This is a genomic window from Lactobacillus sp. LL6 (assembly GCF_007570935.1).
Lineage (GTDB): Bacteria > Bacillota > Bacilli > Lactobacillales > Lactobacillaceae > Lactobacillus.
Map to the genome: position 1 here is coordinate 367,769 of NZ_VLLR01000001.1, position 23,292 is coordinate 391,060.

At 36.5% G+C, this 23,292-nt stretch carries 41 protein-coding genes; 40 read left to right on the forward strand and 1 reads right to left on the reverse strand.

Features of this window, described 5'->3' with window-relative positions; genetic code table 11:
* Nucleotides 1-216 precede the first annotated feature (216 nt).
* The 35 genes from rpsJ (at nt 217) to rpsI (ending at nt 18,178) form a co-directional block, all read left to right on the forward strand.
* The gene (rpsJ, locus tag FOD82_RS01765) at nt 217-525 is read left to right on the forward strand and encodes a 30S ribosomal protein S10 (RefSeq protein WP_144354792.1); all 309 of its coding nucleotides are present in this window, start codon (nt 217-219) and stop codon (nt 523-525) included.
* 28 nt (nt 526-553) lie between these two features.
* The gene (gene rplC / locus FOD82_RS01770; RefSeq protein WP_144354793.1) at nt 554-1,192 is read left to right on the forward strand and encodes a 50S ribosomal protein L3; all 639 of its coding nucleotides are present in this window, start codon (nt 554-556) and stop codon (nt 1,190-1,192) included.
* Between the two features lie 14 nt (nt 1,193-1,206).
* On the forward strand, nt 1,207-1,824 hold the full coding sequence (gene rplD, locus FOD82_RS01775) for a 50S ribosomal protein L4 (RefSeq protein ID WP_144354794.1): 618 nt from the start codon (nt 1,207-1,209) through the stop codon (nt 1,822-1,824).
* The gene (gene rplW, locus FOD82_RS01780; RefSeq protein ID WP_144354795.1) at nt 1,824-2,129 is read left to right on the forward strand and encodes a 50S ribosomal protein L23; all 306 of its coding nucleotides are present in this window, start codon (nt 1,824-1,826) and stop codon (nt 2,127-2,129) included. The genes rplD and rplW overlap by 1 nt, the downstream gene beginning before the upstream one ends.
* Nucleotides 2,130-2,144: 15 nt before the next feature.
* Nucleotides 2,145-2,981 carry a 50S ribosomal protein L2 gene (rplB, locus tag FOD82_RS01785; RefSeq protein WP_144354796.1) on the forward strand — a complete coding sequence of 279 codons (837 nt, stop codon included), beginning with the start codon at nt 2,145-2,147 and terminating at the stop codon, nt 2,979-2,981.
* An 18-nt stretch (nt 2,982-2,999) separates the two neighbouring features.
* Nucleotides 3,000-3,281, forward strand: a complete 282-nt coding sequence (rpsS, locus tag FOD82_RS01790; RefSeq protein ID WP_144354797.1) for a 30S ribosomal protein S19 — start codon at nt 3,000-3,002, stop codon at nt 3,279-3,281.
* A gap of 19 nt (nt 3,282-3,300) precedes the next feature.
* Complete coding sequence (gene rplV / locus FOD82_RS01795; protein ID WP_144354798.1) at nt 3,301-3,654, forward strand: 50S ribosomal protein L22; 354 nt, start codon at nt 3,301-3,303, stop codon at nt 3,652-3,654.
* 14 nt (nt 3,655-3,668) lie between these two features.
* Nucleotides 3,669-4,334, forward strand: coding sequence for a 30S ribosomal protein S3 (gene rpsC, locus FOD82_RS01800; RefSeq protein ID WP_144354799.1), 666 nt, complete (start codon nt 3,669-3,671; stop codon nt 4,332-4,334).
* Nucleotides 4,334-4,774 (forward strand): 50S ribosomal protein L16, encoded by a 441-nt coding sequence (rplP, locus tag FOD82_RS01805; protein WP_144354800.1) that lies wholly within the window; start codon nt 4,334-4,336, stop codon nt 4,772-4,774. The genes rpsC and rplP overlap by 1 nt, the downstream gene beginning before the upstream one ends.
* Nucleotides 4,764-4,961: a 50S ribosomal protein L29 gene (gene rpmC / locus FOD82_RS01810; protein ID WP_008472651.1), complete on the forward strand. Its 198-nt coding sequence runs from the start codon at nt 4,764-4,766 to the stop codon at nt 4,959-4,961. Before rplP ends, rpmC begins: the two co-directional genes overlap by 11 nt.
* 18 nt (nt 4,962-4,979) lie before the next feature.
* Nucleotides 4,980-5,246 (forward strand): 30S ribosomal protein S17, encoded by a 267-nt coding sequence (gene rpsQ / locus FOD82_RS01815; protein ID WP_004045575.1) that lies wholly within the window; start codon nt 4,980-4,982, stop codon nt 5,244-5,246.
* 32 nt (nt 5,247-5,278) lie between these two features.
* Entirely contained in the window at nt 5,279-5,647 is a 369-nt protein-coding gene (rplN, locus tag FOD82_RS01820) for a 50S ribosomal protein L14 (protein ID WP_090092306.1), read from the forward strand.
* Nucleotides 5,648-5,666: 19 nt separating this feature from the next.
* Nucleotides 5,667-5,900 carry a 50S ribosomal protein L24 gene (rplX, locus tag FOD82_RS01825; RefSeq protein WP_144354801.1) on the forward strand — a complete coding sequence of 78 codons (234 nt, stop codon included), beginning with the start codon at nt 5,667-5,669 and terminating at the stop codon, nt 5,898-5,900.
* Between the two features lie 17 nt (nt 5,901-5,917).
* Nucleotides 5,918-6,460 carry a 50S ribosomal protein L5 gene (gene rplE, locus FOD82_RS01830; RefSeq protein WP_144354802.1) on the forward strand — a complete coding sequence of 181 codons (543 nt, stop codon included), beginning with the start codon at nt 5,918-5,920 and terminating at the stop codon, nt 6,458-6,460.
* 12 nt (nt 6,461-6,472) lie between these two features.
* Nucleotides 6,473-6,658, forward strand: a complete 186-nt coding sequence (locus FOD82_RS01835) for a type Z 30S ribosomal protein S14 (protein WP_103660821.1) — start codon at nt 6,473-6,475, stop codon at nt 6,656-6,658.
* Between the two features lie 24 nt (nt 6,659-6,682).
* Nucleotides 6,683-7,081 (forward strand): 30S ribosomal protein S8, encoded by a 399-nt coding sequence (rpsH, locus tag FOD82_RS01840; RefSeq protein ID WP_144354803.1) that lies wholly within the window; start codon nt 6,683-6,685, stop codon nt 7,079-7,081.
* Nucleotides 7,082-7,105: 24 nt separating this feature from the next.
* On the forward strand, nt 7,106-7,636 hold the full coding sequence (rplF, locus tag FOD82_RS01845) for a 50S ribosomal protein L6 (protein WP_144354804.1): 531 nt from the start codon (nt 7,106-7,108) through the stop codon (nt 7,634-7,636).
* Between the two features lie 23 nt (nt 7,637-7,659).
* On the forward strand, nt 7,660-8,019 hold the full coding sequence (gene rplR / locus FOD82_RS01850; RefSeq protein ID WP_144354805.1) for a 50S ribosomal protein L18: 360 nt from the start codon (nt 7,660-7,662) through the stop codon (nt 8,017-8,019).
* A 16-nt stretch (nt 8,020-8,035) separates the two neighbouring features.
* On the forward strand, nt 8,036-8,545 hold the full coding sequence (rpsE, locus tag FOD82_RS01855) for a 30S ribosomal protein S5 (RefSeq protein ID WP_144354806.1): 510 nt from the start codon (nt 8,036-8,038) through the stop codon (nt 8,543-8,545).
* 11 nt (nt 8,546-8,556) lie between these two features.
* Nucleotides 8,557-8,742 carry a 50S ribosomal protein L30 gene (rpmD, locus tag FOD82_RS01860; protein ID WP_144354807.1) on the forward strand — a complete coding sequence of 62 codons (186 nt, stop codon included), beginning with the start codon at nt 8,557-8,559 and terminating at the stop codon, nt 8,740-8,742.
* A 25-nt stretch (nt 8,743-8,767) separates the two neighbouring features.
* A complete protein-coding gene (rplO, locus tag FOD82_RS01865) occupies nt 8,768-9,208 on the forward strand; it encodes a 50S ribosomal protein L15 (protein ID WP_144354808.1) in 441 nt (146 codons plus the stop codon).
* On the forward strand, nt 9,208-10,503 hold the full coding sequence (gene secY / locus FOD82_RS01870) for a preprotein translocase subunit SecY (protein WP_144354809.1): 1,296 nt from the start codon (nt 9,208-9,210) through the stop codon (nt 10,501-10,503). The genes rplO and secY overlap by 1 nt, the downstream gene beginning before the upstream one ends.
* 10 nt (nt 10,504-10,513) lie before the next feature.
* On the forward strand, nt 10,514-11,170 hold the full coding sequence (locus FOD82_RS01875; protein ID WP_144354810.1) for an adenylate kinase: 657 nt from the start codon (nt 10,514-10,516) through the stop codon (nt 11,168-11,170).
* Nucleotides 11,171-11,241: 71 nt separating this feature from the next.
* A complete protein-coding gene (gene infA, locus FOD82_RS01880) occupies nt 11,242-11,463 on the forward strand; it encodes a translation initiation factor IF-1 (RefSeq protein ID WP_004045559.1) in 222 nt (73 codons plus the stop codon).
* Between the two features lie 14 nt (nt 11,464-11,477).
* Nucleotides 11,478-11,594: a 50S ribosomal protein L36 gene (rpmJ, locus tag FOD82_RS01885; RefSeq protein ID WP_002878160.1), complete on the forward strand. Its 117-nt coding sequence runs from the start codon at nt 11,478-11,480 to the stop codon at nt 11,592-11,594.
* A gap of 23 nt (nt 11,595-11,617) precedes the next feature.
* Nucleotides 11,618-11,968: a 30S ribosomal protein S13 gene (gene rpsM, locus FOD82_RS01890; RefSeq protein WP_144354811.1), complete on the forward strand. Its 351-nt coding sequence runs from the start codon at nt 11,618-11,620 to the stop codon at nt 11,966-11,968.
* A 22-nt stretch (nt 11,969-11,990) separates the two neighbouring features.
* Nucleotides 11,991-12,374 (forward strand): 30S ribosomal protein S11, encoded by a 384-nt coding sequence (gene rpsK, locus FOD82_RS01895; protein ID WP_004045557.1) that lies wholly within the window; start codon nt 11,991-11,993, stop codon nt 12,372-12,374.
* A gap of 45 nt (nt 12,375-12,419) precedes the next feature.
* Nucleotides 12,420-13,358 carry a DNA-directed RNA polymerase subunit alpha gene (locus FOD82_RS01900; protein ID WP_144354812.1) on the forward strand — a complete coding sequence of 313 codons (939 nt, stop codon included), beginning with the start codon at nt 12,420-12,422 and terminating at the stop codon, nt 13,356-13,358.
* Nucleotides 13,359-13,387: 29 nt separating this feature from the next.
* Nucleotides 13,388-13,771, forward strand: a complete 384-nt coding sequence (gene rplQ, locus FOD82_RS01905; protein WP_144354813.1) for a 50S ribosomal protein L17 — start codon at nt 13,388-13,390, stop codon at nt 13,769-13,771.
* A gap of 189 nt (nt 13,772-13,960) precedes the next feature.
* Nucleotides 13,961-14,812: an energy-coupling factor ABC transporter ATP-binding protein gene (locus tag FOD82_RS01910; RefSeq protein WP_144354814.1), complete on the forward strand. Its 852-nt coding sequence runs from the start codon at nt 13,961-13,963 to the stop codon at nt 14,810-14,812.
* The gene (locus FOD82_RS01915; RefSeq protein ID WP_144354815.1) at nt 14,788-15,633 is read left to right on the forward strand and encodes an energy-coupling factor transporter ATPase; all 846 of its coding nucleotides are present in this window, start codon (nt 14,788-14,790) and stop codon (nt 15,631-15,633) included. The genes FOD82_RS01910 and FOD82_RS01915 overlap by 25 nt, the downstream gene beginning before the upstream one ends.
* 4 nt (nt 15,634-15,637) lie before the next feature.
* A complete protein-coding gene (locus FOD82_RS01920) occupies nt 15,638-16,435 on the forward strand; it encodes an energy-coupling factor transporter transmembrane component T (protein WP_144354816.1) in 798 nt (265 codons plus the stop codon).
* Complete coding sequence (gene truA / locus FOD82_RS01925) at nt 16,435-17,223, forward strand: tRNA pseudouridine(38-40) synthase TruA (RefSeq protein WP_144356003.1); 789 nt, start codon at nt 16,435-16,437, stop codon at nt 17,221-17,223. The genes FOD82_RS01920 and truA overlap by 1 nt, the downstream gene beginning before the upstream one ends.
* Nucleotides 17,224-17,327: 104 nt before the next feature.
* A complete protein-coding gene (gene rplM, locus FOD82_RS01930) occupies nt 17,328-17,771 on the forward strand; it encodes a 50S ribosomal protein L13 (protein ID WP_144354817.1) in 444 nt (147 codons plus the stop codon).
* A gap of 11 nt (nt 17,772-17,782) precedes the next feature.
* A complete protein-coding gene (gene rpsI, locus FOD82_RS01935; protein ID WP_144354818.1) occupies nt 17,783-18,178 on the forward strand; it encodes a 30S ribosomal protein S9 in 396 nt (131 codons plus the stop codon).
* A 1,130-nt stretch (nt 18,179-19,308) separates the two neighbouring features.
* Here the strand turns inward: rpsI and FOD82_RS01940 are convergent.
* Nucleotides 19,309-19,893 (reverse strand): DJ-1 family glyoxalase III, encoded by a 585-nt coding sequence (locus FOD82_RS01940; RefSeq protein WP_144354819.1) that lies wholly within the window; start codon nt 19,891-19,893, stop codon nt 19,309-19,311.
* Between the two features lie 69 nt (nt 19,894-19,962).
* On the opposite strand from FOD82_RS01940, the gene FOD82_RS01945 reads away from it, so the two are divergent.
* The 5 genes from FOD82_RS01945 to FOD82_RS01965 are packed head-to-tail and all read left to right on the forward strand — an operon-like array spanning nt 19,963 to nt 23,285.
* Complete coding sequence (locus FOD82_RS01945) at nt 19,963-20,727, forward strand: sulfite exporter TauE/SafE family protein (RefSeq protein ID WP_144354820.1); 765 nt, start codon at nt 19,963-19,965, stop codon at nt 20,725-20,727.
* Nucleotides 20,728-20,773: 46 nt separating this feature from the next.
* On the forward strand, nt 20,774-21,454 hold the full coding sequence (locus FOD82_RS01950; RefSeq protein ID WP_144354821.1) for a histidine phosphatase family protein: 681 nt from the start codon (nt 20,774-20,776) through the stop codon (nt 21,452-21,454).
* 59 nt (nt 21,455-21,513) lie between these two features.
* Nucleotides 21,514-22,413 carry a cation diffusion facilitator family transporter gene (locus tag FOD82_RS01955; protein WP_144354822.1) on the forward strand — a complete coding sequence of 300 codons (900 nt, stop codon included), beginning with the start codon at nt 21,514-21,516 and terminating at the stop codon, nt 22,411-22,413.
* 9 nt (nt 22,414-22,422) lie between these two features.
* On the forward strand, nt 22,423-22,602 hold the full coding sequence (locus FOD82_RS01960; protein ID WP_144354823.1) for a hypothetical protein: 180 nt from the start codon (nt 22,423-22,425) through the stop codon (nt 22,600-22,602).
* A 5-nt stretch (nt 22,603-22,607) separates the two neighbouring features.
* A complete protein-coding gene (locus FOD82_RS01965; protein ID WP_144354824.1) occupies nt 22,608-23,285 on the forward strand; it encodes a 2,3-diphosphoglycerate-dependent phosphoglycerate mutase in 678 nt (225 codons plus the stop codon).
* The last annotated feature ends 7 nt before the right edge of the window (nt 23,286-23,292 follow it).

Here is a 23,292-nt window from a genome sequence, read left to right on the forward strand (position 1 = left end):
TCAAGAAAATGAAATAACCCCCTTGATATTTGCGGCTGTAGCAAGTACAATAGTCTTTGTGCATTTGAGGGTTAAATAAGTACCCTAATGCTTAATTTGTTGTAAAGCGTTGACGTAAAAGGTTGCGGCACGCCAGGCTGCATTGCCACAGAGGCGTGCGGGGAATTTTTGCCGAGCTAGTCATCTTATTAAAGAAGACGTTAAGGAGGTAATTTAATGGCAAGTCAATCAATTCGTATTAGACTTAAGTCATACGAACATGGTATTCTCGATGAATCAGCTGCTAAGATCGTAGCTACTGCAAAGAGAACTGGTGCAGAAATTTCAGGTCCAGTTCCTCTTCCAACAGAAAGAACTTTGTTTACTGTTCTTCGTTCACCACACAAGAACAAGGACTCACGTGAACAATTTGAAATGCGTACTCACAAGCGTTTGATCGACATTTTGAATCCAACACCTAAGACTGTTGATTCATTAATGAAACTTGATCTTCCAAGTGGCGTAGACATCGAAATTAAATTATAATAACTAAAAAATAGAAAGAGGTGTAATCATGACCAAAGGAATCTTAGGAAGAAAAGTTGGTATGACTCAAATCTTTACTAAAGATGGTATCCTTGTTCCTGTAACTGTTGTTGAAGCAACTCCTAACGTTGTTATGCAAGTTAAGACTGTTGAATCAGACGGTTACGAAGCAGTTCAATTAGGTTACCAAGATAAGCGTGAAGTTTTGAGCAACAAGCCAGAACAAGGTCATGCTGCAAAGGCAAAGACTTCACCTAAGCGCTTCATTCGAGAAATTCGCGGTGTTGAGCTTAAGGACTATGAAGTCGGCTCAGAAGTTACTGTGGATACATTTAAGGAAGGTGACGTCGTAGACGTTACTGGTACTACTAGAGGTCATGGATACCAAGGTAACATTAAGCGTTGGGGTCAATCCAGAGGTCCAGAAACTCACGGTTCAAGATACCACAGAATTCCTGGTTCAATGGGTTCAATCATTAACCGTGTGCCTAAGGGCAAGCGTTTGCCAGGTCACATGGGCGTTAAGACAGTTACTATTGAAAACTTAGTAATTGAAAAAGTTGTAGCAGATAAGAATGTATTAATGATCAAGGGTAACGTTCCAGGTGCCAAGAACTCATTAATTACTGTTAAGTCTGCTTCTAAGGCTGTTAAAGCTGATAAATAGGAAGGAGGACTAGAATGGCTAATTTAAAGGTTATCGATCAAAACGGTAAGGAATCCGGTGAAGTTACTTTAAACGATAAAGTATTTGCTGTTGAACCTAACGAAAGCGTAATTTTTGACGCAATCATTAGACAAAGAGCAGGTAAGCGTCAAGGTACTTCAAAGGTTAAGAATAGATCTGCTGTTCGCGGCGGTGGTAAGAAACCTTGGAGACAAAAGGGTACTGGTCGTGCTCGTCAAGGTTCTATCAGATCTCCACAATGGCGTGGCGGTGGTGTTGTATTTGGTCCAACTCCACGTTCATACGCATACAATATGCCAAGAAAGCAACGTCGTTTGGCTATTAAGTCAGTTCTTTCCCAAAAGTTGATTGATGAAGATTTAATTGTTTTAGATAAGTTGACTATGTCAGCACCTAAGACTAAGGAATTTGTGTCAATGTTAAACAGCTTGAAGGTTGAAGGCAAGGTTTTGGTTGTTTCTGATGACGAAAACGTAAAGCTTTCTGCAAGAAACTTGACTAATGTTAAGGTTGTTCCAGTTAACGGTTTGAATGTTGAAGATGCAGTTAACTACGAAAAGTTAATCTTAACTCAAGATGCTGTAAAGAAGATTGAGGAGGTATTGGCTTAATGGACGCACGCGATATCATTTTAAGACCTGTCATTACTGAAAAGTCAACGAACTTAATGGATGATAAGAAGTACACTTTTGACGTGCTCTTAACTGCTACCAAGACTCAAGTTCGCAACGCTGTTGAAGAAATCTTCGATGTTAAGGTCAAGAGCGTAAACATTATGAATGTTCGCGGTAAGGACAAGCGTGTTGGTCGTTACACTGGTAAGACTGCTCGCCGTAGAAAAGCAATCGTTGCTTTAACTGACGATTCAAACGACATCAAGATTTTCCAAGACGAAACTAAAGAAGACAACAAGTAATAGGAGGTCAGTCAATTGGCTATTAAGATTTATAAGCCAACCACAAACGGTCGCCGTAATATGACTTCTTCCGACTTTGCTGAGATTACTAAGAGCAAGCCAGAACGTACCTTGCTTGAATCACAATCACATACTGCAGGTCGTAACTCATATGGTCACATTACTAGTAGACACCGTGGTGGTGGTCACAAGCAAAAGTACCGTATCATTGATTTCAAGCGTAACAAGGACAACGCAAAGGCAGTTGTAAAGGCAATCGAATACGATCCTAATAGAACTGCAAACATTGCATTGCTTCACTACACTGATGGTATTAAGGCTTACATTTTAGCACCTAAGGGTCTAAAAGTTGGTACTGTAATTGAATCTGGCGAAGCTGTAGATATTAAGCCAGGTAATGCAATGCTTTTGAAGAACATCCCAGCTGGTACGTCAATTCATAACATTGAATTAAGACCAGGTAAGGGTGGTCAGCTTGTTAGAAGTGCTGGTACTAGCGCACAAGTTTTGGGTCAAGATGGTAACTACACTTTAGTGAGATTACAAAGTGGTGAAGTTCGTAAGATTTTATCAACTTGCCGTGCAACTATTGGTGTAGTTGGTAACGAACAACACTCATTGATTCAATTAGGTAAAGCTGGTCGTAGTCGTTGGTTAGGTAGACGTCCTCAATCTCGTGGTTCTGTAATGAACCCTAACGATCACCCACATGGTGGTGGTGAAGGTAAAGCACCTGTTGGTCGTCCACAACCTATGACTCCATGGGGTAAGAAGTCTCGTGGTATTAAGACTAGAGATGCCAAGAAGGCTAGTGAGAAGTTAATTATTCGTCACCGTAAGGGTAGCAAGTAATAGAAGGAGGGTTAATTAATGAGCCGTAGTATTAAAAAAGGTCCATTTGCTGATGCATCTTTATTAAAGAAGGTTGATGCACAACAAAACTCAGATAAGAAGCAAGTTATCAAGACTTGGTCACGTCGTTCAACTATTTTCCCTTCTTTTGTTGGTTTGACTATAGCTGTTTACGATGGTAGAAAGCATGTCCCAGTTTATGTTACTGAAGACATGGTTGGTCACAAATTAGGTGAATTTGTTCCAACTAGAACTTTCCATGGACACAAAGCCGCTGATGATAAGGCTACAGCAAAATAGAGGAAGGAGAAACATCTAAATGGCAGAACAAATTAGTTCAGCTAGAGCTGAAGCAAGAACTGTTCGTATCGCTGCAAGAAAAGCACGTTTAGTCGTTGACTTAATTCGTGGCAAGAGCGTTGCTGAAGCATTAGCAATCTTGGAATTTACGCCTAGAGCTGCTTCCCCAATCGTTGAAAAAGTTTTACGTTCAGCAATTGCTAACGCAGAACACAACTACGATCTTGAAAGTGCTAATCTTTACGTTTCAGAAGCTTACGTAAATGAAGGTGCAACTTTGAAGAGATTCCGTCCACGTGCTAAAGGTATGGCTTCTCCTATTAACAAGAGAACCAGTCATGTGGTTGTAGTAGTTTCAGAAAAGAACGATTAAAGGGAGGTATATTAATGGGTCAAAAGATTAACCCAAATGGTTTTCGTCTCGGCGTAATCCGTGATTGGGAATCAAAATGGTATGCTGACAGAGGATACAAAGAAACATTAAACGAAGACCTTCGTATTAGAAAGTTCATTTCAAATAAGTTGAAGGATGCCTCTGTTTCTACTGTAGAAATTGAACGTGCAGCTAATAGAATCAACATTTCAATTCATACTTCAAAACCAGGTATGGTTATTGGTAAAGGTGGTTCTGAAGTTGAAGCTTTAAGAAAAGAATTGAACGCTTTGACTAACAAGCAAGTTCACATCAACATTGTTGAAATTAAGAAGCCAGATCTTGATGCTAAGTTAGTTGCTGATAGCATTGCTCGTCAACTTGAAGCTCGTATTGCATTTAGACGTGCTATGCGTCAAGCTACTCAAAGATCTATGCGTGCTGGTGCCAAGGGTATTAAAGTTCAAACTTCAGGTCGTTTGAACGGTGCCGACATGGCTAGAAGAGAATGGCACACAGAAGGTCGTGTTCCATTACAAACTTTAAGAGCTGACATTGATTATGCTTGGGTTAACGCATTCACTACTTATGGTGAAATTGGTGTTCAAGTATGGATCAATCGTGGCGAAGTATTACCTACTAAGAATACTTCAAAGCCAGCGAAGGGAGGAAACAAGTAATGCCTTTAGTACCAAAGCGAGTAAAACACCGTCGTGAATTCCGTGGTAAGATGCGTGGTGCTGCTAAAGGTGGTAAGACTATTGCCTTTGGTGAATATGGATTACAAGCTCTCGAATCTCACTGGATTACTAACCGTCAAATCGAAGCTGCCCGTGTTGCAATGACTCGTTACATGAAGCGTGGCGGTAAGGTTTGGATCAGAATTTTCCCTCAAAAGTCATACACTGCTAAAGGTGTAGGTGTACGTATGGGTTCTGGTAAAGGTGCACCAGCTGGTTGGGTAGCTGTAGTTAAGAGAGAAAAGATTTTGTTTGAAATTGGTGGCGTTTCTGAAGAAGTTGCTCGTGAAGCTTTAAGACTTGCTTCAACTAAGTTGCCAATTAAGACTAAGTTTGTGACTAGAAGTTCGGAAGTAGGTGGCAATTCTAATGAAGGCTAAAGATATCAGAGCATTAACCACTGATCAAATGTTAGAAAAGGAAAAGCAATATAAGGAAGAACTTTTCAATTTGCGTTTCCAACAAGCAACGGGTCAATTAGAAAATACCGCTCGCTTGAGCAAAGTCCGCAAGAATATCGCTAGAATTAAGACTATTCTTAGCGAAAAAGCGTTAGAAGAAAATTAGTGGAAGGGAGCTATTAACTTGAGCGAATCAAACGAAAGAAATCGTCGTCACGTATATCAAGGACGTGTAGTTTCTGATAAGATGGATAAGACAATTACTGTTGTCGTAGACACTTACAAGAACCACCCTGTTTACAATAAGCGTATTAAGTACTCAAAGAAGTACTACGCACAAGACGAAAATAACGAAGCTAAAGTTGGCGATACTGTTCGTATCATGGAAACCCGTCCATTATCTCGTACAAAGCGCTTCCGTTTAGTTAAGATTGTTAAGAAATCTGTTTAATTTTGCGGATTTAGTGAGGGGAGGATTATACAGTGATTCAAAACGAATCTCGTTTAAAGGTTGCTGATAACTCTGGTGCCAGAGAACTTTTAGTTATTAGAGTCTTAGGTGGTTCAAAGCGTAAGACTGGTAACATTGGTGACATTGTTGTAGCCACTGTTAAACAAGCAACACCAGGTGGCGTTGTCAAAAAGGGTGACGTCGTAAAAGCTGTCATTGTCAGAACAAAATCAGGCGCACGTCGTGAAGATGGTTCATACATCAAGTTCGACGAAAATGCTGGCGTAGTTATTAATGCAGATAAGAGCCCACGCGGTACTCGTATCTTTGGGCCAGTTGCACGTGAGTTACGTGAGCACGACTTTATGAAGATCGTCTCTCTTGCTCCTGAAGTCTTATAATTGTTAGTGAGGTGCACTGATGTTTGTTAAAACTGGTGACAAGGTAAAAGTTATTGCCGGAAAAGATAAAGGTAAAGAAGGTATTGTTCTTTCAGTTAACGCTAAGAAGAACCGTGTAGTTGTTAAGGGCGTTAATATGATTAAGAAACACCAAAAGCCTTCACAAACCAACGCAAATGGTGGCGTAGTTGAATCTGAAGGTTCAATTCACGCATCAAATGTTAAGGTTATTTCAAAGGCAGAAAGTAAGTAATAGAGGGGAGGACACACATGGCAAGTTATTTAGCTCAAGAATACAAAGAAAAGGTTATGCCTGCATTAGAAGAAAAGTTTGACTACAAGTCAGTAATGCAAGTACCAAAGATCGATAAGATCGTATTGAACATGGGTGTTGGTGATGCTGTTTCCAACGCTAAGAACTTAGATGAAGCAGTTGAAGAATTAACTTTGATCTCAGGTCAAAAACCATTGATCACTAAAGCAAAGAAGTCAATCGCTAACTTCCGTTTACGTGAAGGTATGTCTATCGGTGCTAAGGTAACCCTTAGAGGTGATAGAATGTATGATTTCTTGTATAAGTTAATCAATGTTTCTCTTCCACGTGTTCGTGACTTCCGCGGTGTTTCATCTCGTTCATTTGATGGTCGTGGTAATTACACTTTAGGTATCAAGGAACAATTGATTTTCCCAGAAATCGACTTCGATAAGGTAAACCGTACTAGAGGTTTAGATGTTGTTATTGTTACTACTGCCAACACTGATGAAGAAGCTCGTGAACTTTTAGGTCAATTTGGTATGCCTTTTGCAAAGTAATGGAGGACATTAATGGCTAAAACATCACAAAAAATTAGAAATCATCGTCCTGCTAAGTTCTCTTCACGCGAATATACACGTTGCGAGAGATGTGGTCGTCCACACTCCGTATACCGTAAATTCGGTTTATGCCGTATTTGCTTAAAGGAATTAGCACACAAGGGTCAAATCCCTGGTCTTAAAAAGGCTAGTTGGTAGTATACGGTTAGGAGGATAGCATAAATGGTCATGACAGATCCGATCGCAGATTACTTGACTAGAATCAGAAATGCTAACATGGCAAAGCACGATTCAGTTGAAATTCCTGCATCAAACATGAAGAAATCTATTTCAGAAATTTTGAAGAATGAAGGTTTCATTCGCGATTACGAAGTTGCAGATGATAACAAGCAAGGTGTCATCAAAGTTTTCTTGAAATATGGTCCAAACGGAGAACGTGTCATTTCAGGCTTAAAGCGTATTTCTAAGCCAGGTCTTAGAAACTATGTAAGTGCTGAAGACTTACCTAAGGTTCTTAATGGTTTAGGTATTGCCATCGTTTCTACTTCTGCTGGTGTTATTACCGATAAAGAAGCTAGACAAAAGAACGTTGGCGGCGAAGTTATCGCTTACGTTTGGTAATTCTGACAGAAAGGAGAACAATCAATGAGCCGTATCGGTTTAAAGACTATTGAAGTCCCTGACAGTGTCACTGTTACCAAGGAAGGCGACAACATTACTGTTAAGGGCCCTAAGGGTGAATTAACTAGATACTTTGATCCAAAGATTACTTTTAATCAAGAAGATGGTCAAATTAACTTTACTCGTTCAAGTGAAAGTGATAAAGCACTTCACGGTACTGAAAGAGCTAACTTGGCTTCTATGATCGAAGGTGTAGTTGATGGCTACAAGAAGACTTTGAAGTTAATCGGTGTTGGTTACCGTGCACAAGCTCAAGGTAGCAAGTTAACTTTAAATGTTGGTTACTCACACCCAGTTGTAATGACTGCTCCTGAAGGAGTTTCAGTAAAGACACCTTCAGCAACTGACATTGAAGTTGAAGGTATTTCAAAGCAAGCTGTTGGTCAATTTGCAGCTGAAATCCGCGACGTACGTCCACCAGAACCTTACAAGGGTAAAGGTATTCGTTACACTGACGAATATGTACGTCGTAAGGAAGGTAAGACTGGTAAGTAATAGTTAATTTTTGAGGTGAAATTGTGATTTCTAAACCAGATAAAAACAAATTACGCTTAAAGCGTCATAAACGTATTCGTGGTAAGATTTCTGGTACTGCTGAGCGCCCACGCTTAAGTATTTTTCGTTCAAACAAAAACATCTACGCTCAATTAATTGATGACGTAGCGGGTGTAACGCTTGCAAGTGCCTCAACTTTGGATAAGTCTGTATCTGAAGACGCAAACAAAGTAGAACAAGCTGCAGCTGTAGGTAAGGCAATTGCCGAAGCAGCTAAGGCTAAGAATATTACAAACGTTGTATTTGATAGAAGTGGTTACTTATACCACGGCCGTATTTCAGCTTTGGCAGATGCCGCACGTGAAAACGGATTAGATTTCTAGGAAAGGAGATTAACACATGGCAAACCGCAACGATTCTCGCAATAATCGTAGAAACAAGGACGATATCGAAGATCAATTGGTAGCAATTAACCGTGTCACCAAGGTTGTTAAGGGTGGACAACGTATGAGATTTGCTGCCTTGGTAGTCGTTGGTGATAAAAAGGGTCGTGTAGGCTTTGGTACCGGTAAGGCACAAGAAGTTCCTGAAGCAATCCGTAAGGCTGTTGAAGCTGGTAAGAAGAATATGATTAACGTTCCTAAGGTTGGTACTACTATTCCTCACGAAGTAATTGGTCACTACGGTTCCGGTAACATTTTGTTGAAGCCTGCTGAAGCTGGTTCTGGTGTTGCTGCTGGTGGTGCCGTACGTATCGTTATGGATATGGCTGGTATTGCAGACGTAACTTCAAAGTCACTTGGTTCAAACACTCCAATCAACGTTGTTCGTGCAACTATTGACGGTTTAAAGAAGCTTAGAACTAGCGAAGAAGTTAATAAGCTTCGCCAAGTAAAGAGCGCAGATTAGGGAGATTTTAGATGACTGATTTAAAAGTTACTTTAATTAGAAGTGTTGCCCACCGTCTTCCAAACCAAAGAAAAGTTGTTAAAGCACTCGGTTTGGGTAGAGTAAGCAGTACCGTTGTTCTTCCAGATAACGCTGCTACACGTGGTGCATTAATGAAAATTGCTCACTTAATCTCAGTTGAAGAGATTAATAAATAAGAATTATCAAGGAGGTGCCGATTTAATGAAGCTTCATGAATTACATGCTGCTGAAGGTTCACGTCGCGCTAGAAAGCGTGTTGGTCGTGGTACTTCAAGTGGTTACGGTAAGACTTCTGGTCGTGGTCAAAAGGGTCAATTGGCTCGTCAAGGTGGCCACACTCGTTTAGGTTTTGAAGGTGGTCAAATGCCATTATTCAGAACTATGCCTAAGCGTGGTTTTAAGAATGTTAACCGTAAGGAATACGCAATTATTAACTTAGATGACTTAAACAAGTTTGAAGACGGCAGTGAAGTAACTGTTGAAAGTCTTAAAGAAAATGGCTTGGTAAAGAAAGAATTATCAGGTGTTAAGTTACTTGCTAACGGTGAATTAAAGACTAAGGTAACTGTAAAAGTTAACAAAGTTTCAGCAGCTGCTAAAGAAGCAGTTGAAGCCGCTGGCGGAACTGTTGAGGTGATCTAATGTTTTCGACCTTGAAGAACGCCTTTAAGGATAAAGAAATCAGAAATAAAATCTGGTTTACTCTATTTATTCTTTTGCTGTATCGCATCGGTGCTAATATAACAGTTCCAGGTGTTAATGCAAAGGCGATCACTCAAGTTGCGCAAACAGGTTTGGTCCCAATGTTGGATACTGTATCTGGTGGTGGACTAGACAATTATTCAATTTTTTCATTAGGTGTTTCTCCATATATTACTGCACAAATTGTTATTCAATTATTGCAGATGGACATTGTTCCTACGCTGGTTGAATGGGGAAAGCAAGGTGAAGTTGGTAGACGTAAAACCAATCAAGTAACTCGTTGGTTAGCACTAGTTGTAGCTTTCGTGCAAAGTATTGGTATTACTCTTGGATTTAATGCTTTAACCCAAATGGGTTTAGTTAAGAATCAAACTCCACAAACCTATATTGAAATTGCCATTATTATGACAGCTGGTACAATGTTACTTACCTGGCTTGGTGATGAAATAACTGACAAAGGTTTAGGTAATGGTGTATCGGTAATCATTTTTGCAGGTATTATTGCAAGATTGCCTGCAGGATTATGGCAAATTTATAAAGAAGAAATTATCAATAATAGTGCTAGTGATCGTTGGCAAGGTATTTTGTTCTTCGTGGGAGTAATCGTAGCAATCCTTATAGTAACGCAACTTGTTACATGGGTTGAACAAGCTACTCGTCGTATTCCAATTCAATATACTAGAAGAGCGACGGTTAGTGGTTCAGAAAGTTTTCTACCATTAAAGGTTAATGTTTCTGGAGTTATTCCGGTAATTTTTGCCAGTTCATTTATTATTACACCAGCAACAATCTTAATGGCCTTTCAAAGAAGCCATGGCGATCAACAATGGTTTAAAGTGTTAACTAACATCTTTAGCCTACAAACAACTCCTGGAGTAATTATTTATACGCTATTAATTATTTTATTTACTTTCTTCTATGCTTTCGTTCAGGTTAACCCTGAGAAGCTAGCAGAAAACTTACAAAAACAGGGCGCATATATTCCTAGTGTTTGGCCAGGTAAAGATACTCAGAATTATATTTCAAAAATGTTAATGAAATTATCAACTGTTGGTTCAGTTTTCTTAGGTTTAGTTGCACTTTTACCACAGTTGGCTACTAACTTTTGGAACTTACCAAGTTCTATTGGTTTAGGCGGAACTAGTCTATTAATTGTAATAGGAGTAGTTCTTGAATTATCTCGTCAAATTAACGGATTGTTAATGAAGAGAGAATATGTTGGATTCATCAGATAGGAACGTAAAAATGATTAACTTAATTCTTTTAGGTTTGCCAGGTGCTGGTAAAGGAACAGCATCAGAGCGAATTGTTGATAAATATCACTTAACTCATATTTCAACTGGAGATATGTTTAGGGAAGCAATGGCTAATGAGACCAAAGTAGGTCTTGAAGCTAAAAGTTATATCGACAAGGGTAATTTGGTACCAGACGAAGTTACTGCAAAGTTAGTAGAAGAGCGTTTAAGTCAACCTGATATTAAAGAAGGTTTTATCTTAGATGGTTTTCCTAGAACAACTGTACAAGCTGAACTTTTAGAAGGTATTACTAAGCGTCTTAACAAGCCATTAACTAATGTTATTTCACTTGAAGTAGACGAACAAACTTTGATTGACCGTTTGTCAGCAAGATACATGTGTAAAAATTGTGGTGCTACTTATAATAAGATTTCTAAGAAGCCTAAAGTAGAAGGAACTTGTGATCGTTGTGGTAGTCATGAATTTTATCAACGTGAAGATGACAAACCAGAAGTAGTTAAGAATCGTCTTGAAGTTAATGAAAAGATGAATGCACCTTTGAAGGACTTTTATGAAAAGAAAGGTTTGCTTACTGTAATTAATGGTGAACAAACTCCAGAGAAAGTCTTTGAAGATATTGATGCGGTATTAAGTAAGGACAAGTAATTTATACTTGTATAATTACTATTCCGTGTTATAATTTCAAAGTATGACTGTTTAATTGCGGAGGAACAACTTTGGCAAAAGATGATGTCATTGAAGTAGAAGGTAAGGTAGTAGATACCTTACCTAATGCTATGTTTAAAGTTGAATTGGAAAACGGAGCAATTATTTTGGCACATGTTTCCGGTAAAATTAGAATGCATTACATTCGTATTTTGCCTGGAGACCGTGTTACTGTTGAGTTGTCTCCATACGATTTAACTAAAGGTAGAATTACGTATCGGTTTATAAAGTAATAACGGAGGTAAACATGAAGGTTAGACCATCTGTTAAACCAATGTGTGAACATTGTAAAGTTATTAAGAGACATGGCCGTGTTATGGTTATTTGCCCAGCAAATCCAAAGCACAAGCAACGTCAAGGTTAAAAATAAAATAGGAGGTGCAATTTATGGCACGTATTGCTGGTGTTGACTTACCAAGAGACAAAAGAGTCGTTGTTGCATTAACATACATTTTTGGTATTGGTGAACCAACAGCTAAGAAGATTTGTGCAGATGCAGGTGTTTCTGAAGACATCCGTTCAAAGGATTTGACTCCAGAAGATCAAGAAAAGCTTCGTTCAGAAGTTGACAAGTACCGTGTTGAAGGTGACTTACGTCGTGAAATCAGCATGAACATTAAGCGTTTAGTTGATATTGGCTCATACCGTGGTATGCGTCACCGCCGTGGACTTCCAGTTCGTGGTCAAAACACTAAGAACAATGCTCGTACTCGTAAGGGTACTAAGAGAAATCGTTAATAAGTTATAAGGAGGTTTATTGATGCCTAAAACAGCACGTAAGCGTCGTGTGAAGAAGCATGTCGAAAGCGGCGTTGCTCATATTCATTCTACGTTTAATAATACTTTAGTCATGATTACTGACGTTCAAGGTAATGCAGTTGCTTGGTCATCAGCTGGTGCATTGGGCTTTAAGGGTAGTCGTAAGTCTACTCCATTCGCAGCTCAAATGGCAGCTGAAGCAGCAGCTAAGAGTGCAATGGACCAAGGTATGAAACATGTTGAAGTTTCTGTTAAAGGTCCTGGTGCTGGTCGTGAATCTGCTATTAGATCACTTCAAGCAACTGGTCTTGAAATTACTGCAATTCGTGACGTTACGCCAGTTCCCCACAATGGTTCCAGACCACCAAAACGTCGTCGTGTTTAATTTTGTCCTTAATATGGGACGTTGCGTTTTGAAAGGGGCCTAGTAATGATTGAATTTGAAAAACCAAATATTACCGTTGTTGAACAAGAAGATTCTTACGGTAAGTTTGTTGTTGAACCACTTGAACGAGGCTTTGGTACAACTTTAGGTAATTCTTTACGTAGAGTATTATTGACTTCGATTCCGGGTACAGGACTTGTTTACGTTCAAATTGATGGCGTTTTACACGAGTTCGCAACAGTTCCGGGTGTTAGAGAAGATGTAACCAAGATTATTCTTAACTTGAAGAAGCTTGAGTTAAAGTCTTTTTCTGATGAACAAAAGGTTATTGAGTTGGATGTTGAAGGTCCAGCTACTGTGACTGCTGATGATCTTAAAGTTGATGCGGATGTTCAAGTTTTGAATCCTGATCAATATATCTGTACCATTGCTGAAGGTGGACATTTGCATATGCAAATCGCTGTTAAAAATGGCCGCGGTTATGTTCCTGCAAGTGACAATAAGAGTGAAGACATGCCAATTGGTGTTATTCCAGTTGATTCTCTTTTCTCACCAATTAAGAAAGTTAATTACCAAGTTGAATCAACTCGTGTTGGTAAGAGAGATGACTTTGACAAGCTCACTTTAGAGATTTGGACTGATGGTTCAATCAACCCTAATGACGCCCTCAGTTTTGCTGCTAAAATTTTAGTAGAACACTTTAAGGTGTTTGAATCTGCTGACGCAAATGCTAAATTCAGCGAAGTAATGGTGGAAAAAGAAGACGATAAGAAAGAAAAGAAGCTTGAAATGACAATTGAAGAGCTTGATCTTTCAGTTCGTTCATATAACTGCCTAAAGCGTGCAGGTATTAATACTTTGCAAGAGTTAACTGATAAGACTGAAGCAGATATGATGCGTGTACGTAACTTGGGACGTAAATCATTGGAAGAAGTTAAGAACAAATTAGCAGACTTAGGACTTTCACTTCGTCAAGAAGATTAACTAAGTAGGCAAATAAAGGAGGCAAACTCATGGCATACCGTAAATTAGGTCGCGATAGTGCACATAGAAAAGCAATGCTTAGAGAAATGACTACTCAATTGATCATTAACGAACGCATTGTTACTACTGAAGCACGTGCCAAAGAAATTCGTAAGACAGCCGAAAAGATGATTACCTTAGGTAAGCGTGGCGATTTAGCTGCTAGAAGAAAGGCTGCTGCATTTGTACGTGATGAAATTGCTGATGTTAAAGAAGAAAAAGATGCAGTTGTTGTTAAGTCAGCATTGCAAAAACTTTTCAGCGATATTGCACCTCGTTACAAGGATCGTAATGGTGGTTACACCAGAATTATGAAGTTAGCATTAGCTCGTAAAGGTGATGCTGCTCCAATGGTTATTCTTGAATTAGTTTAATTTATAGAATAACAAAAACTTAATAGCTATTAAGAATTATCCATGAAAGTGAGAATAAGCGCGATGATGATGGCGAAAGCTTAGTCTAGCTTAGATGATGACAATCATCCCTCTTCATGGGTGATTTTTTTTACTCTTTTTTTGGTACAAACTGGTACAATTAGAATATGTTTTAAGGTGGTGGATAATATGCCAAATAAAAATATAATTCAATTGCACAATGTAACTTTTACTTATCCAGGTAGTCATAAAGCTGCGATAGATAATTTAAATTTGAATATAGAAAAAGGATCTTGGACTACAATTATTGGACATAATGGTAGTGGCAAATCAACAATTACCAGACTGATTAATGGCTTATTAGTTCCTGATAAGAGTGATGATACTTATATCGAAGTTGATGGAATTAAATTAACTGAAGATACTGTATGGGATATTAGAGATAGAGTTGGAATTGTTTTTCAAAATCCGGATAATCAGTTTGTTGGTGCTACAGTTGCTGATGATGTTGCGTTCGGACTTGAGAATCGTGGAGTTCCTCATCAAGAAATGCAAAAAATCGTGTCTGAGGCTATAAAAAGTGTTGGGATGTCTAATTATACTAATATGGAGCCATCCAATCTCTCAGGTGGTCAAAAACAGCGTGTAGCAATTGCGGGAGTTTTGGCAGTTAAACCTAAAATAATTATTTTAGATGAATCAACTTCAATGCTTGATCCCGAAGGTAGAGAACAAATTTTAACTATCATTAAGAATTTAAAGGAACAAAATAATTTAACAGTAATTTCAATTACTCATGATATTAATGAAGCCGCAATTGCAGATGAAGTAATAGTTTTAAATGATGGTAAGCTTATTTCTAAAGGGACACCTAAAGTTATTTTTACCAAAGATAAATTATTGCATGAGCTTGGTTTGGATATACCATTTGAATTTAAGCTTCGCCAAAAATTAATAGAAAAAGATATCTCTATTCCTAATGATATACAATCAGAGAAAGAGCTGGTGAAATATTTATGTCAATTAAATTCAACAATGTAGATTATATATATGCACCTGGTTCTCCTCTTGAAAAAAGGGGTCTAAATAATGTAAGTTTTGAATTGAAGCAAGGAAATTTTATAGCAATTATTGGACATACTGGAAGTGGAAAGTCTACCTTAATGCAGCATTTTAATGCATTACTTAAACCAAGCAGTGGTAATATTTCTATTGCTGGATATAATATTAATAATCAAACTTCAAATAAGCATTTAAAAGAACTGCGTAAGCATGTGAGTATAGTTTTTCAATTTCCTGAAGCACAATTATTTGAAAATACGGTTATTGATGATATAGCTTTTGGTCCTAAAAACTTTGGTTATAATGAACAAGACGCTATTCAATTAGCGCATAAATGGATTAAAAAAGTTGGATTATCAGAAGATATTTCTGAGAAGTCTCCCTTTGACTTGTCTGGGGGTCAAATGCGACGAGTGGCTATTGCAGGAGTTATGGCATATGAACCAGATATTTTATGTCTTGATGAACCAGCGGCTGGCTTAGATCCCCACGCTCGAAAACAAATGATGGATTTATTTAAAGAATATCAGCAAGAAGGACATACTGTAATTTTAGTTACACATAATATGGATGATGTAGCAAAATATGCAGATGATGTTTTAGTAATGGAAAATGGAAAGTTGATAAAACATGCAAATCCAGATAAAGTATTTGAAGATAATGAGTGGCTTAAAAAGCATAAAATATTAAAGCCAACTGCTACAACGTTTGCTGATAAATTATCTAATTTTACTTTTGATAAAAAACCATTGACATTGGATGAATTAGTTACAGGTATTTCCAAGAACTTAAAGAGGTGAGAGCGTGAGTAAAATATTGATAGGTAGATATATTCCTGGAGATTCAATTATTTATAAAATGGATCCAAGAGGGAAATTATTGGCCTGCATTGCTTTTATATTTATAATTTTCTTAGCTAATAATTGGATTACATATGCAATTATTACATTATTTAGTTTATTTGCGGTATTTGAAACTAAACTAAAACCCAAAGTGTTTTGGGACGGTATTAAACCGTTAATTTGGCTAATTTTGTTTACATCATTGCTTCAGCTTCTTTTTACAACAGGAGGACATATTTATTGGAAATGGTTGATATTCACAATTTCTAGTTTTGGGATTATAAATGCAATTTATATTTTTATTCGATTTACATTGATTATCTTGATTTCTACTGTACTTACAGTTACAACAATGCCTTTAGAGATCGCTGATGCTATGGAATGGATACTAACACCTTTAAAATATTTAAAGGTACCAGTTGATAAAATTGCTTTAGTAATGTCAATTGCTTTAAGATTTGTACCAACATTATTTGATGAAACTGTAAAAATTATGAATGCACAACGTTCGCGTGGAGCAGACTTTAATGATGGTGGATTGATAAAACGTGCAAAGGCTATTGCACCACTTCTTGTACCTTTATTTATAAGTTCTTTACAAACTGCGGTAGATTTAGCCACTGCAATGGAGTCTCGCGGTTATCGCGGAAGTGAAGGCAGAACTAAGTTTAGAGTATTAAAATGGTCAAAATATGATTTATATTGCTTAGGCTATTTTATATTATTAGTAGGATTATTATTAATTTTTAGGGCAAAATGATGACAACAAGATATAAAATGACGATGGCTTACGATGGTCATCTTTTTCATGGCTTTCAAATGCAGCCAAATCAAAGAACAGTTCAAGGCACAGTTGAAGAAGCATTAAAGAAGATGACTAAGGGTCAAAGAGTAATCGTTGAAGGCTCAGGTAGAACGGATGCGGGAGTTCATGCAATTGGACAAGTGATTCATTTTGATTATCCTGGTAAAAAAATTCCAGCTGATAAAATGATTCTAGCATTAAACTCTATGATGCCACTTGATATTGTATTTAAAGATTGCAAAATTGTAGATAAAAATTTTCATGTTCGGTATTCTGCACAGGGTAAATGGTATCGCTATCGAGTTAGTCGAGATCGATTCGTAGATCCATTTAGACGCTTTTATACAGGACACTTTCCTTATCCATTAGATATAGATAAAATGCAAACAGCAGCACGAGATTTAATTGGTACACATGATTTTACTAGTTTTGCAGCTAGCGGAGGCCAGATTGTAAATAAGGTTAGAACGATGTACTATGTTAATGTGCAAGAAGATAAAGAGAATAATGAAATTATTTTTGATTTTATTTGTTCTGGTTTTTTGTATAATATGGTCAGAATTTTGGTTGGAACCTTATTAGAAATTGGTAACGGTAAAAGACCTGTGAATGATTTTCCAAGAGTAATAAAGGCTAAAAATCGTGAAGAAGTTCGTGAAACAGCTCAAGCAAATGGATTATATCTATACCATGTTTTTTATGATGAGTTACCAAATAAATACCGCCAGGATTGTGATTTATAATTGACATTTTGGGCAAAAGGACGTACTCTAGTATAGTATGTTTGTCCACGATAGGCCCCGGAAACTTATTGTTTTCAAACTGCAAATAAACGGAGGAATTTACATTGCGTACAACACCATTAGCTAAATCTAGCGAAATTGAACGTAAGTGGTACATTATTGATGCAGAAGGCGTTTCATTAGGTCGTCTTTCAACTGCTGTAGCCACTATTTTAAGAGGTAAGAACAAGCCTCAATATACACCAAATGTTGACACTGGTGATAATGTAATTGTCATCAATGCTTCAAAGATTAAGTTGACTGGTAAGAAGGCTACTGATAAGATTCATTACCACCACTCATCATGGCGTGGTGGCTTAAAGGCTGTTTCATACGGCGAGTTGCTTGCTAATAACCCAGTTAAGATGGTTGAAATTTCAGTAAAAGGTATGCTTCCAAAGAATACTCTTGGTCACCAAGAATTCATGAAGATGCATGTTTATGCTGATGCTGATCACAAGCATGAAGCACAAAAGCCTGAAAAGTTAGACATTAACAAATTAATCTAGGAGGTTAAATAATGGCACAACAAGCTGCATACGCAGGTACTGGTCGCCGCAAGGATTCAGTTGCGCGCGTTCGTTTAGTACCAGGTAACGGTAAGATCACTGTTAACAATAAAGATGTTGATCAATACATTCCATTCCCTAACTTGGTTAAGGACTTGAAGCAACCTTTAACATTAACTGAAACTGAAGGTCAATACGACGTAGTTGTTAATGTTAACGGTGGTGGCTTCTCTGGCCAAGCTGGTGCAATCCGTCACGGTATTGCTCGTGCACTTCTTGAAGTAGACCCAGATTTCCGTGGTCCACTTAAGAAGGCAGGTTTCTTAACTCGTGACCCAAGAATGAAGGAAAGAAAGAAGCCAGGTTTGAAGAAGGCCCGTAAAGCTTCTCAATTCTCAAAGCGTTAATCAACCGATTTACGTTTATACAAAAAAGCGTTCCAGATGGAGCGCTTTTTTTGATATTAAAAATTCATATTTTCCTATTTACAGTTTTAATAATTCAAAGCTTAATATATTAAAATAATGAAAAACTTTCATAGTACAAAGTAAACAATTTATTTACCCTTTTTCTTTTAATATAACGAATATCGTGTTATAGTAAAAAGTGTAAGAGCTTACGAGTACTGATTCTAGAATCACTTTTATTATTAAAAATAACTTAGATAAAATAATTTCAAAAAATTATCTTAAGCTATTTTGCACTATATTAATAGTGCCTTTGTTTGATGGAAAGAGGGTCTTAATAAAAGACCAGATGGCCTTTTTCGATCTCGAGTGAAAATTCGTAGATTACTTTGCAATATTATTCCGAACTTTGCGAAATTTTTATGTTTACATTAGAGACTAATACCGACTTAAAATCTCTAGATTAATTATTGTTTTTAGCATGTACAATCCTAAGATATCCTTATAACATTTATACCCCTATCTTTACTCCATACTTATTTTTAGGATTGGTTTTATAAATAAGCAATTTAATCTTAATAACTCCTTCTCATATTAAGTATTTGCTTAAAAATTCGAACAACTTATTTTTGTTATTGATAATAATTAATAATTAAATCAAAGAGTTCAAATTAAGTATTTTTTTACTTATTAGATTTAGCTTTGCCTGTTGATAATATCACATAACTATTATTCCACTTACACAAACTCGTTTAATTTTATCAGCAGAATTGGCTTATAATATTTGACATGAAATGTTATCCGATCCGTAAAAGCTAATACCAATTAATGTTTGACCCCAATTCTAAACTAGCAATTAAAAATGTTATTACATTATTCCTCCTTCAGTTCGATTGTTAGTTAGAAGTTATGACGACAAAAAACTACTTAGAATTCCTATACTTGATAATAATTAAAGCTAAATGTTGAATAAACTTAATTTTGAAAAAACTTTTGAATTTAATTACATAAATAAACGCAAAAAATTGAAAAATTAAAGATCGACATGTTTATGAGGTCAAGAAGTTTTAACTTCTTGACTTTTTTTATGCAAAAATAGGCGAAGGCTAATCCTTCGCCTAAAATAAGTCTTAAAGACTATCTTGAATATTTTCAGCTAAATAGTCATACAGCATACCCTTTTTAAGATTGCTGGTATCTACTCCTAGAGCTTCTGCGATTGCATAAGCATATGCCCAAGCAGTAGCAGGTCCACGACTAGTAATAATTTTATGCTTTTTGTCGGTCACAGTAATTCTTTCTTTAAAATGACCCGTGGGAGCATCTTTTTCAGTTTCTTTTTCAAAACCTGGATAACAAGTATAATCGGCATCAGCTAAAACGCCATAACGGGCTAAAGCGATAGGCGCAGCACACATTGCAGCGTCCCACTTGCCTTCTTGATGACGTTTAACCATTAAATCACGTAATTTTTCATTATCACGCAAGTTGATTGCACCAGTCTTTCCACCAGGAAAAGCAACTAAATCATAATCTAATAAACTATTATCAACTACTTTATCACAAGTTAATTTTATTTTGTGATCGCCCATTACGTCTTTGTTGGTAAGACCAACCATATCAGTTTCAATATTAAGACGACGCAAAACATCAACTACGCTAAGTCCTTCGACTTCTTCGCAACCATCTGCAAAAACTACGGCAACTTTTGTCATAAAATCTTCCTTTCTGTACTAATTACCTTTATTATAAACTTATAATTAGAATTATTTAGAAAGAATTTGATGATTTTAATGGGAACATTTATATTTTTGATTATTGCAGGAATTTTGGCAGGAATAGTATCGACAATTGCTAGTATGGCATCACTTGTATCCTATCCAGCTCTTCTTATTGTAGGAGTACCACCAGTAATGGCTAATATTACTAATACCGCTTCGTTGATTTTTACAGGAGTAGGAAGTGCAATGTCGTCACTTAAGGATTTGAAGGGGCGTTGGTTAGAAACAGCTAAGTATTCAATTTTTATTTTAATTGGGGCTTTAGGGGGAAGCTTACTATTATTAAAATTTCCAGGTGATATTTTTGAAAAATTAGTTCCATTTTTTGTTCTTTTTTCAGCAGGGATGCTACTGTTAAGTGGAAGTAAAAAGTTTTTTGATTTGTCAAAAAATCGTTCTAAAAAAGGAACTATTGGGGCATATTTAGGTTTAATAGTAGCAGGTATTTATACTGGATATTTTGGGGCAGCTTCTGGAGTTTTAATGTTAATATTTTTAACTTATATTAGCGATGATGAATTTGTAGTAATTAATGCTATGAAAAATATCATTGGCTCACTTGGAAACTTGATTGCACTAATTGTTTTTATTTTTGGCTCAAAAATTATGTGGTCGATGGTAATTCCGATGGCAATCGGTTTATTTATTGGTGGATATTTAGGACAGAAAAGTGTGCATTATTTATCCCCGAAAGCTGTTAGATGGATTACTGCAGGGTTTTCAGTAATTTTGGCAAGTTATTTGTTTTATACAGCGTATATTGCTTAAATCTGCTAAAATATACATAATTATAAATAAAGAAGGGAAGTTACATATGTCAACAGAGGTTTATTTAGTTCGTCACGGTGAGACGATGTTTAATCAGCTGAATAAGGTTCAAGGCTGGTGTGATTCCCCATTAACTGTTAAGGGGATTGACGATTTAAAAAGAACAGCTAATGCCTTAGCACAAGTACACTTTGATAATATGTATTCATCAGATTTAAAACGTGCTATTGATACTGTTCACTTAATGAAAAATGCAAATCTTGTATCTAAGATAGGAAAAATCAAAAAATTACCAGAATTTCGTGAAGTATTTTTTGGCAGTTTTGAGGGTGATGATATTAATGAAACTTGGGACCAAGTTGCGGTAGCTGCTGGAATAGGTCACGAAGATGACGTTCGCAATATCATTAACACGGTAGGGATTTATAATTTTCGAGAAGCAACCAAAAAAGCTGACCCACGTCATTTAGCTGAAAATAAAGAAGAACTTGATGATCGAATGATACGTGCGATTGAAGTATTACATGAATTAACCAAAGAAGAAAAAAGGGTTTTAGTAGTTTCTCATGGTGATTTTATTAAGACACTATCTATTAAATATTGGAATAAGAGTGATGGTTTGCATGATATTCCGTTTCCTGATAATGGTAGTGTAACTCGTGGACTGCTTCATAATGATGGTAAGTTTGAAATTATTGATTATAATATGAAAGCTGAAAATCTATAAAGCTATGCTGAAAAAGCATGGCCTTTTTTGGTAGACTATATTTGAAAGGAAAAGTGATAATGAATAATAAAGATCATACAACTAGAAGATACGTTTTTGTAACTTTATTAAATGTAATTATTACTGTTGCAGAGTTTATTGGTGGAATTGTTTCAGGCTCATTAGCGTTACTATCTGATGCGGTACATAATTTAAGTGATGTTGGAGCAATTATTTTATCTTTTATTGCCCATTTAATTAGTCGGCGAAGTCGTAATACTAATAAAACTTTTGGCTATCAAAGAGCAGAAACGTTGGCGGCTTTTACAAACGGTGTAGTTTTAATTGTTATTAGTTTGGTACTTTTTGTAGAAGCAATTCAGCGTTTTTGGCAACCTGAACATATAAAAGGCGGTATTATGTTAGTGGTATCTGCTATTGGATTGGCTGCAAACTTTATTTCAATGTTTGCAATGCATAAAGATGCTAAAAATAATCTTAATGTACGTTCCACCTTTGTCCATATGTTAAGTGATGCATTATCTAGTGTAGCCGTTGTAATTGGTGCGATTTTCATTTACTTTTGGAATGTAACTTGGCTTGATCCAGTGCTTACAATATTAGTTTCATTATTTGTGTTACATGAGGCTTATGAAATTACTATGAAGGCTGCAAATGTTTTGATGGAGTCCAATCCTAATATTAATTTAAATGAAATTAATAAGATTGTTCTTTCTTATCCAGAAGTAAAAAATATCCATCATGTTCACGTTTGGCGCTATAGTGATGATTATATTATGCTCGATGCTCATATTAATGTTGATAAAGGACTAAAAGCGGCTCAGTTTGAAAAATTAACTAAAAATATTGCTGATCAATTAAAAAAAGAGTTAGGTATTAATCATATTAATTTGCAGCCAGAATGTGAACGTGGGAAAAATGATAAAATGATTGTTCCTGGTCCTGGCAAAGAAAATTAGGAGATAAAAATGAATTTTCAAGTAAATGTTTTTACGGCAATAATAATTATTATTGTAGGACTTTATGATTTAGCATATGCATGGAATAGACGAAAGCAACCCAACAATCGTGGTGGTATAAGGGCATTTGCCATATTGGGGATAATCTTTACAATTGGTGGAATAGTTCTGTTGTTAACGAGGTTGTAGTAAGTATGGTTAAATTAGTTTTAGTAAGACATGGTGAAAGTCAGGCTAATGCTGCAAATGTCTATACTGGATGGAATGATGTACCATTAACGGATAAAGGAAAAAAGCAGGCACAAGAAGCTGGAGAAAAAATTAAAAATCTATCTAACTTTTATCCTACTCATATCCATACTTCAGTATTATCAAGAGCCATTGTAACAGCGAATATTGTAGCAGATATGTGTAATATTTTATGGTTGCCAATGACTAAGACTTGGCGTTTAAATGAACGTCACTATGGAGCATTAAGAGGACTTAATAAAGATATTTCTCGAAAGGTGTTTGGTGCTGAGCAAGTTTTAGAGTGGCGACGTGGTTTTTATTCAATTCCGCCAAAACAAGGCTCGCCAATGGTTGATAGAAGATATAAGTTTTGTGATCAGCATCTCATGCCTAGAGCAGAGAGTCTTTATCAAACTCAGCTTAGACTTTTACCTTATTATTATGATGAAATAGCTAGTAGAATGCTAATGGGGCAAGATCAATTAATTGTAGCTCATGGATCAAGTTTAAGAGCTTTAATTAAAAAAATTGAAAATATTAATGATCAGGACATTGTGAATTTAGAAGTTCCAAATGCTGAGCCAATAGTTTACACAATGGATGAACATTTAAATATTTTAGATAAGAAAATATTAAACTAGTGCACAT